This window comes from Pseudoalteromonas sp. 3J6 (genome assembly GCF_903995135.1).
In the GTDB taxonomy this organism is placed as follows: Bacteria; Pseudomonadota; Gammaproteobacteria; order Enterobacterales; family Alteromonadaceae; genus Pseudoalteromonas.
Genome location: NZ_LR877185.1, coordinates 3,862,424 through 3,879,223 on the forward strand (window position 1 = coordinate 3,862,424; position 16,800 = coordinate 3,879,223).

General features: G+C 40.9%; 16 protein-coding genes. 13 read left to right on the forward strand and 3 right to left on the reverse strand.

Annotation, left to right across the window (positions count from 1 at the left end; all coding sequences use genetic code 11):
• Positions 1–207: 207 nt before the first annotated feature.
• The gene (gene glnE, locus P3J6_RS17700) at positions 208–3,003 is read right to left on the reverse strand and encodes a bifunctional [glutamate--ammonia ligase]-adenylyl-L-tyrosine phosphorylase/[glutamate--ammonia-ligase] adenylyltransferase (protein WP_198523679.1); all 2,796 of its coding nucleotides are present in this window, start codon (positions 3,001–3,003) and stop codon (positions 208–210) included.
• 78 nt (positions 3,004–3,081) lie between these two features.
• Here glnE and P3J6_RS17705 point away from each other — a divergent pair, with 78 nt between their 5' ends.
• The 6 genes from P3J6_RS17705 (at position 3,082) to ruvX (ending at position 7,758) form a co-directional block, all read left to right on the forward strand.
• Positions 3,082–3,975: a DUF350 domain-containing protein gene (locus P3J6_RS17705; RefSeq protein ID WP_138609475.1), complete on the forward strand. Its 894-nt coding sequence runs from the start codon at positions 3,082–3,084 to the stop codon at positions 3,973–3,975.
• 77 nt (positions 3,976–4,052) lie between these two features.
• Positions 4,053–4,526, forward strand: a complete 474-nt coding sequence (locus P3J6_RS17710) for a hypothetical protein (protein ID WP_198523680.1) — start codon at positions 4,053–4,055, stop codon at positions 4,524–4,526.
• Between the two features lie 70 nt (positions 4,527–4,596).
• Positions 4,597–5,331, forward strand: a complete 735-nt coding sequence (gene rsmE, locus P3J6_RS17715; protein WP_010391583.1) for a 16S rRNA (uracil(1498)-N(3))-methyltransferase — start codon at positions 4,597–4,599, stop codon at positions 5,329–5,331.
• Between the two features lie 66 nt (positions 5,332–5,397).
• Positions 5,398–6,345, forward strand: coding sequence for a glutathione synthase (gene gshB, locus P3J6_RS17720; protein ID WP_198523681.1), 948 nt, complete (start codon positions 5,398–5,400; stop codon positions 6,343–6,345).
• A 122-nt stretch (positions 6,346–6,467) separates the two neighbouring features.
• Positions 6,468–7,025 (forward strand): YqgE/AlgH family protein, encoded by a 558-nt coding sequence (locus P3J6_RS17725; RefSeq protein WP_010391585.1) that lies wholly within the window; start codon positions 6,468–6,470, stop codon positions 7,023–7,025.
• 283 nt (positions 7,026–7,308) lie between these two features.
• Positions 7,309–7,758, forward strand: a complete 450-nt coding sequence (gene ruvX / locus P3J6_RS17730; protein WP_010391588.1) for a Holliday junction resolvase RuvX — start codon at positions 7,309–7,311, stop codon at positions 7,756–7,758.
• 203 nt (positions 7,759–7,961) lie between these two features.
• Here ruvX and P3J6_RS17735 read toward each other — a convergent pair whose 3' ends face one another.
• Complete coding sequence (locus P3J6_RS17735) at positions 7,962–9,098, reverse strand: PilT/PilU family type 4a pilus ATPase (protein WP_198523682.1); 1,137 nt, start codon at positions 9,096–9,098, stop codon at positions 7,962–7,964.
• 9 nt (positions 9,099–9,107) lie between these two features.
• Complete coding sequence (locus P3J6_RS17740) at positions 9,108–10,148, reverse strand: type IV pilus twitching motility protein PilT (RefSeq protein WP_010391590.1); 1,041 nt, start codon at positions 10,146–10,148, stop codon at positions 9,108–9,110.
• Positions 10,149–10,150: 2 nt separating this feature from the next.
• Here P3J6_RS17740 and P3J6_RS17745 point away from each other — a divergent pair, with 2 nt between their 5' ends.
• The 7 genes from P3J6_RS17745 to P3J6_RS17775 all read left to right on the forward strand — a co-directional run bounded on the left by P3J6_RS17745 (position 10,151) and on the right by P3J6_RS17775 (position 16,417).
• The gene (locus P3J6_RS17745) at positions 10,151–10,864 is read left to right on the forward strand and encodes a YggS family pyridoxal phosphate-dependent enzyme (RefSeq protein ID WP_198523683.1); all 714 of its coding nucleotides are present in this window, start codon (positions 10,151–10,153) and stop codon (positions 10,862–10,864) included.
• Positions 10,865–10,881: 17 nt separating this feature from the next.
• The gene (gene proC / locus P3J6_RS17750) at positions 10,882–11,703 is read left to right on the forward strand and encodes a pyrroline-5-carboxylate reductase (RefSeq protein ID WP_138609266.1); all 822 of its coding nucleotides are present in this window, start codon (positions 10,882–10,884) and stop codon (positions 11,701–11,703) included.
• Between the two features lie 26 nt (positions 11,704–11,729).
• Positions 11,730–12,263: a YggT family protein gene (locus P3J6_RS17755; protein ID WP_008113334.1), complete on the forward strand. Its 534-nt coding sequence runs from the start codon at positions 11,730–11,732 to the stop codon at positions 12,261–12,263.
• 58 nt (positions 12,264–12,321) lie between these two features.
• Positions 12,322–12,765: a DUF4426 domain-containing protein gene (locus P3J6_RS17760; protein WP_055012523.1), complete on the forward strand. Its 444-nt coding sequence runs from the start codon at positions 12,322–12,324 to the stop codon at positions 12,763–12,765.
• A 2-nt stretch (positions 12,766–12,767) separates the two neighbouring features.
• Positions 12,768–13,367, forward strand: a complete 600-nt coding sequence (locus P3J6_RS17765) for an XTP/dITP diphosphatase (protein ID WP_138569545.1) — start codon at positions 12,768–12,770, stop codon at positions 13,365–13,367.
• On the forward strand, positions 13,364–14,500 hold the full coding sequence (gene hemW, locus P3J6_RS17770; protein WP_138609264.1) for a radical SAM family heme chaperone HemW: 1,137 nt from the start codon (positions 13,364–13,366) through the stop codon (positions 14,498–14,500). The genes P3J6_RS17765 and hemW overlap by 4 nt, the downstream gene beginning before the upstream one ends.
• An 84-nt stretch (positions 14,501–14,584) precedes the next feature.
• Positions 14,585–16,417 (forward strand): DUF885 domain-containing protein, encoded by a 1,833-nt coding sequence (locus tag P3J6_RS17775; RefSeq protein ID WP_198523684.1) that lies wholly within the window; start codon positions 14,585–14,587, stop codon positions 16,415–16,417.
• Positions 16,418–16,800: the final 383 nt, after the last annotated feature.

Genomic DNA, 16,800 nt, shown 5'->3' on the forward strand with positions numbered 1-16,800 from the left:
TGGAATAAATGCCAAACAGGCGCTGCCCGAAGGGTTCTGCCTAGGGGCAATTAACTCTTTGTTGCTCGGTTCTTACTTAGCCCACTAGGTTACAAACCTCGCGCCGCGATTAAATTGCCCCTAGTTTGAACAAATATCAATCCGCAAAGTTCAACAGACCCTTGGCTTTATAGGCGCTCAATAATAATCGAGCGCCTATGTATTTATTCAATTTAATTCAAAAATAGCCTGCCATATCGACGTGACATTTTTAATATCTTCACTAAAATCTTCACGTTTTACGCAGCGACCCTGCTGATCTAAGCTCAACACATGATAGCGTGAGCGATAATCTATATAGGCTTTAATAAGTTGCTGTTTTTGTGTGTCTGTAATGCAACCAATTTTAGCTGCGTCCGTTAAAATTCTGACATTGTCAGAATAGTCGCATAAATGGGTAAATTCATGAGCGTACTTTAATACTAAATATTGGGTGATAAACTCAATATCGGTCATCGCCCCCACGTCTTGTTTTAAATCAAACTGCTGCTCGTTGCCTTTAGCTAAATGGCCACGCATTTTTTCGCGCATTTTAATTACGTCGGTTTTTAGCAGTTCAACATCACGTTTTTGACACAATATCTCGGCGCGAATTTGTGCAAAACGCGTTACTAATTCAGTTTGGCCTAAAATCAGCCTCGCTCTGACTAAAGCTTGATGCTCCCACGTCCATGCTTGAGTTTGTTGGTAATGATTAAAACTCTCTAAGTTAATCGCTAATAACCCTGACGCCCCCTCTGGGCGAAGTCGAGTATCTAATTCATATAAAATACCTGAGGCAGTACGGGTATTAAATAAATGCATTAAACGCTGTGCTAGCTTTAAATAAAATTGCCTTGAGTCAATTGCCTTGTCGCCGCAGGTATAGCTGGTACCGTCATGGTTATGCACGAACACTAAATCGAGATCAGAGTCATAACCCACCTCAAAACCACCGGTTTTTCCATACGCAATAACGGCAAAGCCTTTATGTTCATCATCGGTATTAGGTGGCATGCCAAAACGTTTAACACAATGATACCAAGCAATATTAACAGCCTGATCAACTATCGCTTCTGCAAGTGCGGTTAAGTGATCGCTTACTTTCATTACATCAATTACGCCAGTGGCATCTGCGGCAGCAATCCGTAACTGATGGGTTTGTTTAAACTGACGCAATGCTTCCATTTGTTGTTCAAGATCGTCATGTTCAATACGTAAAAAATACTGTCTTATTTCATCTTTATACGCTGTTAATGGGGTCGGTTTATACAGCACTGCAGGGTCGATAAGTTCATCGAGTAGAATGGGATACAATGAAATATGCTCTCCAATCCACTTGCTATGGCAACAGAGCAAAACTAACTGCTTTAACGTTCCAGGGTTTTCATACAACAGCTCTAAATAAGCGGTGCGCGAAATAATTTTATTTAGTATTTGACATACCGTTGTAAACGCACTGGCAGTAGCATTAAAGTCGTTTAATTGTTTTAGTAATGCAGGCATTAATTTATCAAGAATGTCGCGTCCACGGTTGCCCACTTTGGCTTTAGATAGGCGCTGTTTGAAGTCATGTAATGGTGTTTGCCACTCTTCTCTTGGTTCATTCAAAAAGCTAACATCACCATGATCCCAAGTACTTATAAACGCGCCTTCACAAGTATCAAGTGGTTCGGTTTCTTCACCAATCACCTGAATAAACTCATTATTAATTTGCGCCATGACCTGTTCTATTTTTTCAATAGCTGAGTCAAAATTACCTTGCTTCAACAATACATTCAGCCGTTGCTGATTTAGCTCATCATCAGGCAGAGTTTGTGTTTGCTGATCATCAAAAATTTGTAGGTATTGCTCTACCTTACGCAAATAAAGGTAGTTATTTTTAAGCCCTCTGGCTTCATGCTCATCAATCACTTGGCTAATTGTTAGCTGCTCTAATGCAGTTAATAGAGATTGTGTTTGTAAATTTGCTTCTCTGCCGCCCCTGACCATTTGCAATGCTTGAACAATAAATTCAACTTCGCGAATGCCGCCACCACCTAGTTTAATATTATTAGTTAAGCGTTTACGACGCACTTCTTGGGCAATCATGAGTTTCATTTTTCTAAGCGATTCAATCACCGAAAAATCAATATAGCGGCGATAAACAAAAGGTCTCAGCAAGGTATTAAACTCCTGCCAATAACGATTAGGCGTGCCAATTAAACGCCCTTTTAACATCGCATAGCGCTCCCAATCACGCCCTTGCTCTTGGTAGTAATCTTCAATGGCATTAAAGCTCATCACCAACGGACCACTTTCACCAAATGGACGCAGGCGCATATCAACCCGAAATACTTGGCCATCCACAGTACATTGGTTCAGGGCTGTAATTAGCTTTTGGGCCACTTTAGTATAAAAAACAGATGCTTCGAGCGAGCGACGACCGCCTTGGGTTTTAACGTTGCGGGGGTATGCAAAAATAAGGTCGATATCAGATGAATAATTGAGTTCTTGCCCACCTAACTTCCCCATGCCTAGTACCATTAATGGTAAAGAATTTTTGTCTTCATCTAATGGTTCACCATTAGTTTTAGCAACATTTTTGTAGGCCCATTGATTAGCACTGTCTATTAGTTTATTGGCAAGTTCACTAATGTATTTAATACTATCCGCAATTGAGTTTTCACAACATAAGTCTAAAAAAGCGACTTTTAGCCAGTACTTTTCGCGATATTGGCGCAGTAATTGATGACACTGCTGCTCTTCGACTTCATTTATATTAAGCGTTGCAAAGGGATCTGAAATTTCTCTATTGTTAATTTCAACTTCGCACAGCAACCAAGATAATAGCGAAGGTTGAGAACTTAAACTGCGCCAAGCAAAATCACTTAACGCTAATAAACGCACGATTTGCTGCTGGATTTGTTGTTCGGGATACAGCGCTGCAAAACGCGTTTCACCCAGTTTTTGTAATTCAATCGGAAGCTGCGTGTCGTTACTCATCAATACCCTCTTTTATCTCACCAATAACCATACTAGAATGGTTAAAAACCTATCAAGGTAAATCTATTTAGGAACACCATGTCATATTTATCATTATCTAACACTAGTTTAGTTGCGATTGCTATTAGTTTTGTGGTTATTTGTATTATTATCATCAGTTTAAGAATTGTGACTCAAATAAAAGCAAAACAAGCACTTAAAGAAGAATTAGCGCAACATGATAACTTTGCAATGGGAATTAGTTTTGCTTCTGAAATATCAGTGGTGATCGCCACAATGGCATTTTTGTTCGATGAAATTAGTGTTAGCACCGCTCAATCAAATCCACTGAAAGTCATTTTGTTAATTGTGCTGTTATTTTCGTTTATAAAAATGGGACATTTAATCCACCGTAAGTGGATATTACGCCGCTTTAATGAAGAAGCAGCTATATTAAAACAAAACGTTTGTGCGGCGCTGGTTGATTCAGGCATGCTGATTGCCAACTGCATTTTAGTATTGGGTTTATATACGTGGACACACACTCAAGGCTTTAGTAATTTATTAATAGCCTCGGTAAGCTTTTTTGTTTTACAAGGCATGTTTGCCCTAGACAGTAAAATACGCGAAAACCGCTTTGCTAAAGCCAACCAAGGGGCCTCATTGCAAAGTAACTTTGGTTTAGAAAACACCTCCATTGGTATTCGCTATGCGGGTAAATCAATAGGCTTAGCTCTTGCTGCGTATGCTGGTTTATCGAGTGCGGCGTTTCAAAACGGTAAAATGGTAGAGAACTTATTTACTTTGGTAATGCATTGCGGTGTGATGTGGCTGTTACTATACTGTTTAACGTATATTATAAAAATTATTTCAATGCCAAATATAGATACCGCACTTGAAGTCGATCATCAGGATAATATTGGCATTGCCTGTATTGAATTTGCTGTATTTTGTGCTATTGGTTATTTATTAATAAGTATGTTTTCAATTTAGTACCAAACTCATTAAATTTAGCCGTTGCTTAACGTCCCTATTTAATTGTTTGGTAAATTAACAGGGATTTTAGGTATATGGCAATTAAAACAGGAAGTTATCTATTAATTGATATAGATAACGAGTTCAGTCGAGCATTTGTAAAGTATTACATAAATACTAATGATGCTGCTAAAAAAGACATCATTATAGCCGGTGCGAACACGCAAAAGCTGGTTAAAATGATGTTTGATGAACTCGTTAAAGATTATTGCTATTGCGATATTGAGAACGAAATCAGTATTTCAGAACTGGCCAGCTACCTTCACGAACACCACAATGTTCAAGGCGTATTATTCAACCAAACAGATTATTTGCTCGCTGATGATACACAGCGCTTTATTTATAATTCATTACATGAAAAACGCTATATTATTAGTCAAACCAATCATGGCTATGACATTACCCCCATAAATGAAGAGTGCCATTCAAATCATTTGTCCTGTGATACCGATATAGCCCAAACCGCACAAGAACTAACAGAGCTTGCAGTCCCTGAATATGAAAAATAAATAATTGCACCCAAGCCTTTGCTTACTTACCATAGAGGGATATAACTTCTATGTAAAAAAGTGATTTGCCATGCGAGTGCCTCATATTTATCAATCATCACCAATTGCCCTTAATACTCCTTTAAACCTTGACGATGATGCTGCAGGGCACATAGGCCGTGTGTTGCGCATGAAAGTGGGCGAGCAGGTTTCTATTTTTAATGGTGAAGGCGGAGAGTTTCTAAGTGAAATTATTGAGGTGAGTAAAAAGAGCGTGGTTGTTATGCCGCTTGAATTTAATCCTCATGACGTTGAATCACCATTAAAAATTCATTTAGGCCAGTGCGTATCCCGTGGTGACAAAATGGATTTTACCATTCAAAAGTCTGTTGAATTAGGGATCACTGAAATCACCCCTATTTTTAGCCAGCGCTGCGGCGTAAAACTAAGTGGCGACCGCTTAGAAAAAAAACACCAACAATGGCAAAAAATAGCCATTGCCGCAGCAGAGCAATCTGGGCGCAACTTTGTGCCAAAAGTACACTCACCTGTTGATTTAAAAACCTGGCTTGAACAGCAAACAGCTGCCATTAAATTAACTTTGCATCCTCGCGCCGAACACAGTATTAAAACCATTACCGTTCCCGATGACGGCGTGCGCTTTTTAGTAGGGCCTGAGGGTGGATTTACTGACGATGAAATAGCACAAACAAAGCAACAAGAATTTGTAGATATTCGCTTAGGCCCGCGGGTACTTCGCACAGAAACAGCAGCGTTAACCGTTTTAAGCGCACTGCAATTACAATTTGGCGATTTAGCTAATTGAAATAACTAAAAGCACCCACATATCAAGATTACAGTTGTAAAAAACACATAAACTAAGGCACAGCGCATGGCAATTAAGTTAGGCATTATTTCAGATCCTATTAGTGGATTTAATATTAAAAAAGACACCGGTTTTGCAATGATGATGCAAGCGCAAACCCGTGGCTACGAAATTTACTACATGGAAATGGATGATTTATTGCTGCGTCAAGGCAATGCCTACGCCACTGCAGCCAAAGCGCAGGTTTTTGATAACGCAGAAAAATGGTACCAACTTGAAGAAAAAACCACCATTGCGCTGGCTGATTTAGACGTTATTTTAATGCGTAAAGATCCGCCTTTTGATACTGAATATATTTACGCAACCTATATTTTAGAACGTGCTGAGCAAGCGGGTACTTTAGTTATTAATAAGCCACAGAGCTTGCGTGACGCCAATGAAAAACTATTTACAGCTTGGTTTAGTGAGCACACACCTGATACATTAGTTACCCGCAGCCAAAAGCAAATCCGTGAATTTTTAGCCCAGCACAAGGATATTATTTTAAAACCACTGGATGGTATGGGCGGTGCTTCTATTTTTAGAGTAAAAGCAGATGATGCCAATATTGGCGTAATATGCGAAACCTTAACTGAGCATGGCAGTCGCTTTGCGATGGCGCAAAATTACATTGAAGAGATCACTCAAGGTGACAAGCGCGTATTGGTTGTTGATGGTGAAGTTATTCCTTATTGCTTAGCGCGTATTCCACAAAACGGCGAAACGCGCGGTAACTTAGCCGCCGGCGGACGTGGTGAAGCACGCCCAATTAGTGAGTCAGATCTTAAAATTGCTCAAGCAGTTGCCCCTACATTGAAAGAAAAAGGCTTAATATTTGTTGGCTTAGATATCATTGGCGATAAGTTAACTGAAATTAACGTAACAGCACCAACCTGTGTTAAAGAAATTGAGGCCGCTTACGACATTTCTATTACCGGTATTTTATTTGATGCCATAGAGAGAAAACTTAGCTAAAGCCATAGCAAACTTTAAGCGCTGACGCTTCTATAGTCATCGCTTAAAGTTGAATAAATTTTTAGTGTTAAAACATGGGACTATGCCATACTCAAGATTCAATAACTAAAGGGGTAAAAATTATGCAGTCATTAGAAAATCACTTTTTAATTGCAATGCCATCAATGCAAGACCCTTTTTTTAAACGTGCGGTCACTTATATTTGTGAACACAATGAAGAAGGCGCTATGGGACTTGTTATCAATCAGCCGATTGATGTTACCGTAGGTGAGCTACTCGACAAAATTGATATTGATAACGATAAGTCGCAACATGCCGCGCAAGTGACAGTGTATGCTGGCGGGCCGGTAAAAACGGATCGTGGCTTTGTGCTACATTCACCAAAACCTGGGTACTCGGCAAGCCAAAAATTGAGCAGTGATATTATGATCACTACCTCAAAAGATGTATTAGCCACATTAACTACCGCTCAAGCACCCGAGCAATTTATAATTACCTTAGGTTACTCAGGTTGGGAGCAAGGCCAGTTAGAACAAGAGCTACTTGATAATAGCTGGCTGATTATAAAAGCCGACCCCAAAATAATTTTTGATACCCCAGTGGAAAAGCGCTGGGAAATGGCAGTCTCTATGCTTGGTTTTGATGTTAGCCAATTAAGCCCCGAAGCTGGACATGCTTAGGGTCTGTTGACCTTTGCGGATTAAAATTTGTTCAAACTAGGGGCGATTTAATCGCGGCGCGAAGTTTGTAACCTAGTGGGCTAAGTAAAAACCGAGCAACAAAGAGTAAATCGCCCCTAGGCAGAACCCTTCGGGCAGCGCCTGTTTGGCATTGATGCTGCGTTATCGCCTATTTATGGGGAATAACCACACCACAAAGGCTCTGCCTTGCCTAAATACCAAACAGACTGCTGCAAATTCAACCTTGAAAGGTTAACAGACCCTAATAACATAAAAGACAAACATGACTAAGAAAACTGTAAAAGCGCAAGGTGAGCGCACCGTAATGGGATTTGATTTTGGTACTAAGAGCATTGGTATTGCAATTGGTCAAGAATTGACAGGCAGCGCCACCAGCCTAAAGGCGGTGAAAGCTCAAGATGGCATCCCTAATTGGGATGACATTGCTGTACAGGTAAAAGAGTGGCAACCTGACTTAATGGTAGTTGGCTTACCGCTTAATATGGATGGCACTTCTCAAGAGGTCACCTTTAAAGCCAAAAAGTTCGCCAATCGATTGCATAATCATTACGGTATTGCGGTTCATACTCAAGATGAGCGCTTAACTACCGCTGATGCTAAAGCGCGGTTGTTTGAACGTGGTGGTTATAAAAACTTAGGTAAAGGCAACGTAGATAATATGTCTGCGGTGATAATTCTAGAGAGCTTTTTTGAAGCCAGTTATGGCGAATAAATTGATTTAACAAAAAAGCGCTTAAAGCGCTTTTTTTATGCGTGGATTTAGATTTGGGTCTATTAACCTTTGCGGATTAAAACTCGTTCAAGTAAGGGGCGATTTAATCATGGCGCGAGGTTTATAACCTAGCCGGCTCGATAACTGCTCCTGCGTTATTCTACTGGCTTACATCCATGTAGGCAGCAACGAGTTAATTGTCCTTAGGTAATATTACCTTTATCATCAAGGCCATCAATGGTTACACCTTGCAAAAAGCCTGCCCCTTGCTGCTCGTTATTACGCAGTTTTATCATTAAACGTAAATCATTTGGCGAGTCTGCATGATGAAGTGCATCGGCATAGTTAATCCGTTGCTGTCTATAAAGCTCAAACAGCGCTTGGTCAAAGGTCTGCATGCCCATTTCTGTTGATTTAGCCATAGTTTCTTTAATAGCACCAATATTACCGTTTTTAATCAGCTCACTCACCATTGGCGTATTCAATAACACCTCTATAGCAGCAGCACGCCCCTCACCATCAGAGGTTGGGATAAGCTGCTGGGCAATAATAGCGCGTAAGTTTAATGCTAAATCATATTTAAGCTTATCGTGCTTCTCTTTTGGCACTAAATGCATAATACGATCAATAGCTTGGTTAGCATTGTTAGCATGCAAGGTGGCAACACATAAGTGACCAGTTTCTGCAAAGCTTAACGCATACTCCATAGTTTCTTGCGATCGAATTTCACCAATTAAAATAACATCAGGCGCTTGGCGTAAAGAGCTTTTGAGTGCTGACTCAAAACTTTCAGTATCTAAGCCCACTTCACGTTGAGTAATAATGCTTTTTTTATGTTCATGCACAAACTCAATTGGATCTTCTATAGTTAAAATATGCCCTCGTTGATTGCGATTTCTATAACCAATAAGCGCCGCCAAAGACGTTGATTTACCTGTTCCCGTACCACCGACAAATAATACCAGTCCGCGCTTTGACATAATCACATCTGTAAGCGCTGAGGGCAATCCAAGTTCTTTTACATCAGGTATTTGGGTCACAATCCGGCGAATAACCATCCCCGCTCTGTCGCGTTGCCAAAAAGCCGAAATACGAAAGCGCCCTTCGCTGGTTGCAATTGCAAAGTTACACTCTTTGGTGCTATGAAACTCTGCCTTTTGCTTTTCACTCATCGCTGATTCAACTAATTCCAGCGCTTGCTCATCGGTTAGTTTGTCATCATTAAGAGGTATCAGCTCGCCATTAATTTTAGCGCTAATAGGCAGCTGGCTTGATACAAATAGATCAGAGCCTTTTTTGTCGATCATTATTTGTAAAAAGTGATTTAGAGATAAAGTCATAATAATTCCTTAAGCGCTAAACTGCGTCTTATCTTGTGCTTTTGTATACGCCGCTGAGTGAGTGATAATGCCTCGGTTAACTAGATTCGTTAAACATTGATCCATGGTTTGCATGCCCTGCGACGCACCAGTTTGAATCGATGAGTACATTTGAGCAATTTTATCTTCACGAATTAAGTTACGAATAGCAGGCGTTGCCAACATGATTTCGTGTGCAGCCACTCGCCCTCCACCGACCTTTTTGATCAGTGTTTGTGAGATAACCGCACGCAATGATTCAGAAAGCATAGAGCGGATCATGTCTTTTTCTTCACCAGGAAATACGTCAATAATACGGTCAATGGTTTTAGGTGCCGACGTGGTATGCAAAGTGCCAAACACTAAGTGACCAGTTTCAGCAGCAGTCATAGCAAGGCGAATAGTTTCTAGATCTCGTAGCTCACCTACCAAAATAACATCAGGGTCTTCACGCAATGCACTTCGCAAGGCATTAGAAAAACTATGTGTATCGCGGTGAACTTCACGCTGGTTAATTAAGCTGAGTTTATTATCGTGCACAAATTCGATAGGATCTTCAATGGTCAGTACATGATGATGTTTATTTTGATTTATATAGTCCACCATGGCTGCGAGTGTAGTCGACTTACCTGAGCCTGTAGGGCCGGTAACTAATACTAAGCCTCGTGGGTTATCTGAAATTTGTTTGAATATTTCCGGCGCGCCCAAATCTTCAAGTGTCAATACATCACTCGGGATAGTACGAAACACGGCAGCAGGACCACGATTAGAGTTAAAGGCATTTACACGAAAACGTGCTAAATTAGGGACTTCAAAAGAAAAATCCACTTCGAGATTTTGTTCATAGTCCTTACGCTGGTTATCGTTCATAATGTCATAAACCAGACTGCTGACTTCTTTATCTCCAAGTGCTGGTATATTAATACGTCGCACATCACCATCAACACGTATCATAGGTGACACCCCTGATGATAAGTGCAAATCTGATGCTTTATGTTGCACACTAAATGCCAATAATTCGGTGATATCCATTTATGACTCCACAACTAACTGATAAATATATGGTTACAATAGCAGAACGACTCGCATCCGCCTACGCTAGAATTGCAGAGGCAGCGCAAAATGCACAGCGTAATAGTAACGACATTACGTTACTTGCAGTATCTAAAACCAAACCCGCCTCTGATATTATGGCAGCTTATGAGCAAGGGCAACGCCAATTTGGTGAATCTTATGTTCAAGAAGCTGTAGATAAAATAGCGCAACTAGCCACATTTAGCGATATTGTTTGGCATTTCATTGGCCCTATACAGTCAAATAAAAGCGCTTTGGTGGCTGCTAATTTTGACTGGGTACAAAGCGTCGACAGACTAAAAATAGCAAAACGCTTAAACGCTCAGCGTCCACAGGAAATGCCCGCTCTTAATGTACTGATACAAGTTAATATTAGCGCAGAAGATGCTAAATCAGGCTGTACCATAGAAGAGATTGACCAACTAGCGCAATTTATAAGTCAGTGTTCACAGTTAAAATTACGCGGACTAATGGCTATTCCTGCAAAAAGTGACGATGCTAACACGCAAATTCAATATTTTGAGCAATTACAAACTTGCTTTGATAAACTACAGACCCAATATCCTCATATAGATACGTTGTCGATGGGGATGAGTAACGATGTAGAGACTGCCATAGCGGCAGGTTCAACCATGGTGAGGATCGGCACAGATATTTTTGGAACACGAACTTAAAAGGTGATAACAGACATATGTCAGATAAAAAAATCGCATTTATAGGCACAGGTAATATGAGCTACGCCATCATTGGTGGCATGGTAAAAAACGGCTTTAACGCAAACAATATTATTGCAACTAACCGCAACCAAGAAAAACTAGCCAAGGTAGCATCCGACTTTAAGGTGCAAACCACCAGTGATAATAACGAAGCTATGCGCGATGCAGATGTCATTGTTCTGTCTGTTAAACCACAAATGATGGGCGACTTGTGCCAATCATTTCAAGATTCAGGCATCGACTTTAGTGATAAATTATTTATCTCAGTCGCTGCAGGTCTAACCGTTAAACGCTTACGTGAAATGCTTGGCCAAGATGTGAAAATGGTGCGTTGTATGCCAAATACACCGTCGTTACTTGGCCGTGGTGTATCGGGCTTGTATGGCGCTGGCGAAACGCAAAGCGAACATGAATTTGTACAACAAGTTTTTGAATGTACAGGTATAGTTGTGTGGGTAGAGCAAGAATCGCAAATTAACGATATCATTGCTGTGACAGGCTCATCGCCAGCTTACTTTTTCTTATTTATGGAAGCGATTGAAGAAAAAGCGAAAGCACTTGGCTTTAATGATGAAGACGCGCGTCGCTTAGTACAGCAAACAGCGCTAGGCGCAGCTGAAATGGCACTTAGCCAACCAGATATTAGCATTTCGCAACTTCGCGCCAATGTAACCTCAAAAGGCGGTACCACGCATGCAGCTGTTGAGCATTTAAAAGCGCAAGGTTTAACCCAAACTGTGGGTGATGCAATGGATGCGTGTATTGCGCGTGCAGTGCAAATGGAACAAGAACTTTAAAACCATTTTTTATTGAAGGTTATACTATGAATGCCATGCAATTTTTAATTAGCACCTTGTTTGATCTATTTTTAATGGTGGTACTACTGCGTTTTTGGCTACAATGGGCAAAAGCCGACTTTTACAACCCGATGAGCCAATTTGTGGTCAAAGCCACTTCGTTTGCAGTTAACCCGCTGCGAAAAATCATTCCAGGGCTAGGCGGGCTTGATTTAGCCTCTTTATTGCTGGCATTTATAGTGGCTGCGGCAAAAATAAGTACATTAATGTGGCTTATTTATAGCTCTTGGGCTATTCAACCTGTGCTTATACAGGCGCTAATAACTGTTTTAAAAGAAGGTTTAAATTTAGTCTTTTGGGTGTTAATCATCCGCGCTATTTTAAGCTGGGTAAGCCAAGGCTATAACCCAATTGAAGCGGTATTCCATCAGCTTACTGAGCCAATGTTAAAGCCGATCCGTAAAATCTTACCTCCACTAGGAGGCTTAGACTTATCGGTATTGGTACTGATCATCGGCATTCAGTTTTTACAAATGCTGCTAATGGACCTTTTAGCTTAAGCACAACGTAATATAAAAGAGGCCTAGCGCCTCTTTTTTACATACTCAGGAGTTAACCATGCAACGTTTAATAAAGTTTTGTTTTATTGCTTGTCTCGCTTTAGCATTTAATGCACACAGCGCTCAAGAACAAGGCGCCCAATACAAAGAACTAGGCCCTTGGCAAGTTCATTACATAGCCTTTCCATCAACGTTTATTCAACCGCAAATAGCTAAAGCCTATGACCTTGAGCGTAGTGGCTATAAAGGTATTGTTAATATTTCAATATTAAAAAATAATGCAGATAAAGCCGCTCAAAAAGCGACATTACAAGGTATCGCTAAAAACTTATTAGGTAACAAGCAAACCCTTAACTTTAAAGAAGTCGTTGAAGGCGATTCAATTTATTACCTAGCACAAGTAGATTACACCAACGAAGAAATTTTACGTTTTGAAATTGAAATCCAACAAGGTAATCAGTTTCAAACATTAAAGTTTAAGCAAAAATTTTACGTAGATTAAATATGACCAACACCTTAGTACTTGCAACCGGTAACCCCGGAAAAGTGAATGAGCTGGCTAACATGCTCAGCTCACTTAATATTAATGTTGTACCGCAAAGCGACTTTAATGTCAGTGACGTAGCCGAAACAGGCACCACGTTTGTAGAAAACGCGATAATTAAAGCGCGTCATGCGGCTAAAATTACCGGACTGCCTGCTATTGCAGATGATTCAGGCTTAGAAGTGGATGGCCTGAATGGCGCGCCAGGTGTTTACTCTGCTCGTTTTGCAGGAAATAGCGCAAGCGATCAAGATAATATCGATAAATTACTGGCTGATTTAGGCAACAACCCTAATCGCAGCGCTCGCTTTTGGTGTGTGTTGGTACTAATGCGTCATGCCGACGACCCTACTCCACTTATTTGCAGTGCTAGCTGGGAGGGCGAAATTACCCTTAGCCAACACGGTAAAGGTGGCTTTGGTTACGATCCTATCTTTTTTGTACCATCAGAAAATTGTACCAGTGCAGAGCTTACAAAAGAGCAGAAGAATGCACTAAGTCACCGTGGGCAAGCACTTAATAAATTACTACAAGAGTTACAACACAAAGGCGGCCTGTGAACCTTCCTCCACTGAGTTTATATGTGCACGTGCCTTGGTGCGTGCAAAAATGCCCTTACTGCGACTTTAATAGCCACGGGCAAAAAGGTGACATCCCTGAAGCTGAATATGTACAGCACTTAATTGACGATTTAAAAGCTGATTTACACTTAGTACAAGGGCGAAAAATTCACAGTATTTTTATTGGCGGCGGCACGCCAAGCCTATTAACCGGCGCAGCATACACCCGTTTACTCAATGAAATCGATAACCTAATTGGTTTAAGCGATAACTGTGAAATAACCCTTGAAGCAAACCCGGGCACAGTCGAAACTGGCCGTTTTAAAGATTATGTAAAAGCAGGGATTAACCGTATCTCTATTGGCGTGCAAAGCATGCAAAATGATAAGTTAAAAGCCTTAGGCCGAATTCATGGTGCCGATGAAGCCTGTTATGCGGCACAACAAGCTACTGAAGCAGGGTTGAATAGCTTTAACCTTGATTTAATGCATGGTTTACCAGGGCAATCTCTCGATGACGCACTAAGTGATTTAAAACAAATTATTGCCCTGAGCCCTCCACATATTTCTTGGTATCAGCTCACCATTGAGCCTAATACACAATTTGCTTCAAAACCGCCCACGTTGCCGCAAGATGAGACCTTGTGGGATATTCAAGAACAAGGCCAAGCATTATTAGCACAAGCAGGCTATCAGCAATACGAAATATCGGGGTATGCAAAACCGGGCTTTCAATGCCAACATAACTTGAATTATTGGCGGTTTGGCGATTATCTTGGTATTGGCTGTGGCGCCCATGGTAAGGTCACTGATGCGAAAACGGGGGTGATAACACGCACTGAAAAGGTTAAACATCCACGGGGCTACATGGACATTATTAAGCCCTACTTGTACAAAAGCTGGCAAGTAGAACAAGACGACTTAGCGTTTGAATTTTTTATGAATCGCTTTCGTTTAACAGAGCCATGCCCGATTGAAGACTACAGTGCACTGACTAATCAGCCATTACAAAGCCAACAAGCGGCTTTGAATAAAGCCATTAACACAGGTTTATTAATAGAAAAAGACGGCCATTGGCAAGTAAGCCTTAAAGGCCATCGCTTTTTAAATGACCTGCTAGAATTGTTCGTATAACGCTTTTGGCGTTATGCGCATGTAAAGTAAATACATGAAAAATTAAAATACCCTAATGGGTTTCTAACAACAAAAGGGAAACGAATGCGTAAACTTACTCTAATTGCTGCCACGGTAAGCGTGGCACTGCTTGCTGGTTGCCAACAAGCAACACAACAATCAACGCCAGCACCGGCGGTTCAAGCTCAACCGGTACAAAGTGAAATTGATAAAGCGAATGCTTTTTTTGAAGACACTTTTAATCGTGATGTAATGAGCAGCCCAGTTTATCAAACCTACATGGGCATCAAAAAAGATTACGATAAATGGGATGACAACAGCGAAGAAAAAGCGCTTAAAGACTTGGCACAAACTAAAGCCGATTTGGTCACCCTCAACAGCATTAACCGTGCGCAATTAGATGCAGCGACTCAAGTAAGTTATGATTTAAAAAAACAAGATTTAGAAGCCAGCATTGCTGATTTTAAATGGCGTTACCATAACTACCCAGTAAACCAGATGTTTGGTACGCACTCTATGGTGCCGGCTTTTTTAATTAACCAGCATCAAATTAGCAACGTAAAAGAAGCCAACGATTACATTGCTCGTTTAAATGGGGTGCCAGGTGTATTTGATCAACTTATTACCGGCTTAGAAATTCGCGCCGATAAAAACATTATTGCACCTAAATTTGTATTTCCACACGTGATTGATTCAAGCAAAAACATCATTAAAGGTGCGCCGTTTGAACAAGGTGAAGATTCTACGCTTTTAGCTGACTTTAAACGCAAGGTAAATGCATTAGAAATCGACCAAGCTGAAAAAGATGCACTTATTAGTAAAGCGACTAAAGCATTAAAAACAGCAGTTAAACCTGCTTACTCTAAGTTAATTAACTACATTGCACAGCTAGAAAAACGTGCTGATGACCGTGACGGTGCTTGGAAATTCCCTGATGGCGAAGCGTTTTACAATAACGCGCTTAAACGCACTACCACGACAGACCTTACAGCAAAAGAAATTCATGCCATTGGCCTTGCCGAAGTGTCACGTATTCATGATGAAATGCGTGCCATCAAAGATAAAGTCGGTTTTGAGGGTGACTTAAACGCTTTTATGCAGTTTATGAAAACCGACAAGCAATTCTACCTTGCTAATACTGAAGCGGGTAAAGCGCAGTATCTAAGTGAAGCTAAAGGCTTAATTGATAACATGAAAACACGCTTAGATGAGCTGTTTATTGTAAAGCCAAAAGCCGACATGATAGTAAAACGTGTTGAAGCTTTTCGTGAAAAAGCGGCAGGTAAAGCGTTTTATCAACAACCTGCCCCAGATGGTTCTCGCCCAGGTATTTACTACGCCAACCTATACGACATGGAAGCAATGCCAACTTACCAAATGGAAGCTCTCGCTTACCATGAAGGTATTCCGGGTCATCACATGCAAATTGCTATTTCACAAGAATTAGAAGGCGTGCCTAAGTTCCGTAAATTTGGTGGTTACACAGCCTACATTGAAGGTTGGGGTTTATACTCAGAGTTACTACCAAAAGAAATGGGCCTTTATGAAGACCCGTATTCAGATTTTGGTCGTTTAGCTATGGAATTATGGCGTGCCTGTCGTCTAGTAGTTGATACCGGTATTCACGCAATGAAGTGGACTCGCCAAGAAGGTATTGATTACTACGTTAACAACACTCCTAACGCCACTTCTGACGGTGTAAAAATGGTTGAGCGTCATATTGTAATGCCATCACAAGCAACGGCTTACAAAGTAGGTATGCTGAAAATATTAGAACTACGTGAAGCAGCTAAAGAGCAACTTGGCGACAAGTTTGATATTCGTCAGTTCCACGACGTAGTGCTTAAGAATGGCCCTGTACCATTGAACGTTCTAGAAAACTTTGTTGATGAGTGGGTTGCTAGCAAACAAGCTTAATTATCTAGGGTCTGTTGACCTTTCAAGGTTAAATTTGCAGCAGTCTGTTTGGTATTTAGTCAAGGCAGAGCCTATGTGGTGTGGTTATTCCCCATAAATAGGCGATAACGCAGCATCAATGCCAAACAGGTGCTGCCCGGAGGGTTCTGCCTAGGGGCGATTTACTCTTTGTTGCTCGGCTTTTACTTATTCTTACATGGATGTAAGCCAGTAGAATAACGCAGGAGCAGTTATCGAGCCCACTAGGTTACAAACCTCGCGCCGCGATTAAACCGCCCCTAGTTTGAACAAATTTTAATCCACAAAGGTAAACAGACCCTAGTAACTACTTAAACATATAAAAGGTCGCAATTGCGGCCTTTTGTTTTATAAAGCAAAAAATT

Bases quoted from the DNA above. Each gene is read 5' to 3' on its own strand.
- glnE (WP_198523679.1), bottom strand. From the start codon at position 3,003: ATGAGTAACGACACGCAGCTTCCGATTGAATTACAAAAACTGGGTGAA.
- P3J6_RS17705 (WP_138609475.1), top strand. From the start codon at position 3,082: ATGTCATATTTATCATTATCTAACACTAGTTTAGTTGCGATTGCTATT.
- P3J6_RS17710 (WP_198523680.1), top strand. From the start codon at position 4,053: ATGGCAATTAAAACAGGAAGTTATCTATTAATTGATATAGATAACGAG.
- rsmE (WP_010391583.1), top strand. From the start codon at position 4,597: ATGCGAGTGCCTCATATTTATCAATCATCACCAATTGCCCTTAATACT.
- gshB (WP_198523681.1), top strand. From the start codon at position 5,398: ATGGCAATTAAGTTAGGCATTATTTCAGATCCTATTAGTGGATTTAAT.
- P3J6_RS17725 (WP_010391585.1), top strand. From the start codon at position 6,468: ATGCAGTCATTAGAAAATCACTTTTTAATTGCAATGCCATCAATGCAA.
- ruvX (WP_010391588.1), top strand. From the start codon at position 7,309: ATGACTAAGAAAACTGTAAAAGCGCAAGGTGAGCGCACCGTAATGGGA.
- P3J6_RS17735 (WP_198523682.1), bottom strand. From the start codon at position 9,098: ATGACTTTATCTCTAAATCACTTTTTACAAATAATGATCGACAAAAAA.
- P3J6_RS17740 (WP_010391590.1), bottom strand. From the start codon at position 10,148: ATGGATATCACCGAATTATTGGCATTTAGTGTGCAACATAAAGCATCA.
- P3J6_RS17745 (WP_198523683.1), top strand. From the start codon at position 10,151: ATGACTCCACAACTAACTGATAAATATATGGTTACAATAGCAGAACGA.
- proC (WP_138609266.1), top strand. From the start codon at position 10,882: ATGTCAGATAAAAAAATCGCATTTATAGGCACAGGTAATATGAGCTAC.
- P3J6_RS17755 (WP_008113334.1), top strand. From the start codon at position 11,730: ATGAATGCCATGCAATTTTTAATTAGCACCTTGTTTGATCTATTTTTA.
- P3J6_RS17760 (WP_055012523.1), top strand. From the start codon at position 12,322: ATGCAACGTTTAATAAAGTTTTGTTTTATTGCTTGTCTCGCTTTAGCA.
- P3J6_RS17765 (WP_138569545.1), top strand. From the start codon at position 12,768: ATGACCAACACCTTAGTACTTGCAACCGGTAACCCCGGAAAAGTGAAT.
- P3J6_RS17775 (WP_198523684.1), top strand. From the start codon at position 14,585: ATGCGTAAACTTACTCTAATTGCTGCCACGGTAAGCGTGGCACTGCTT.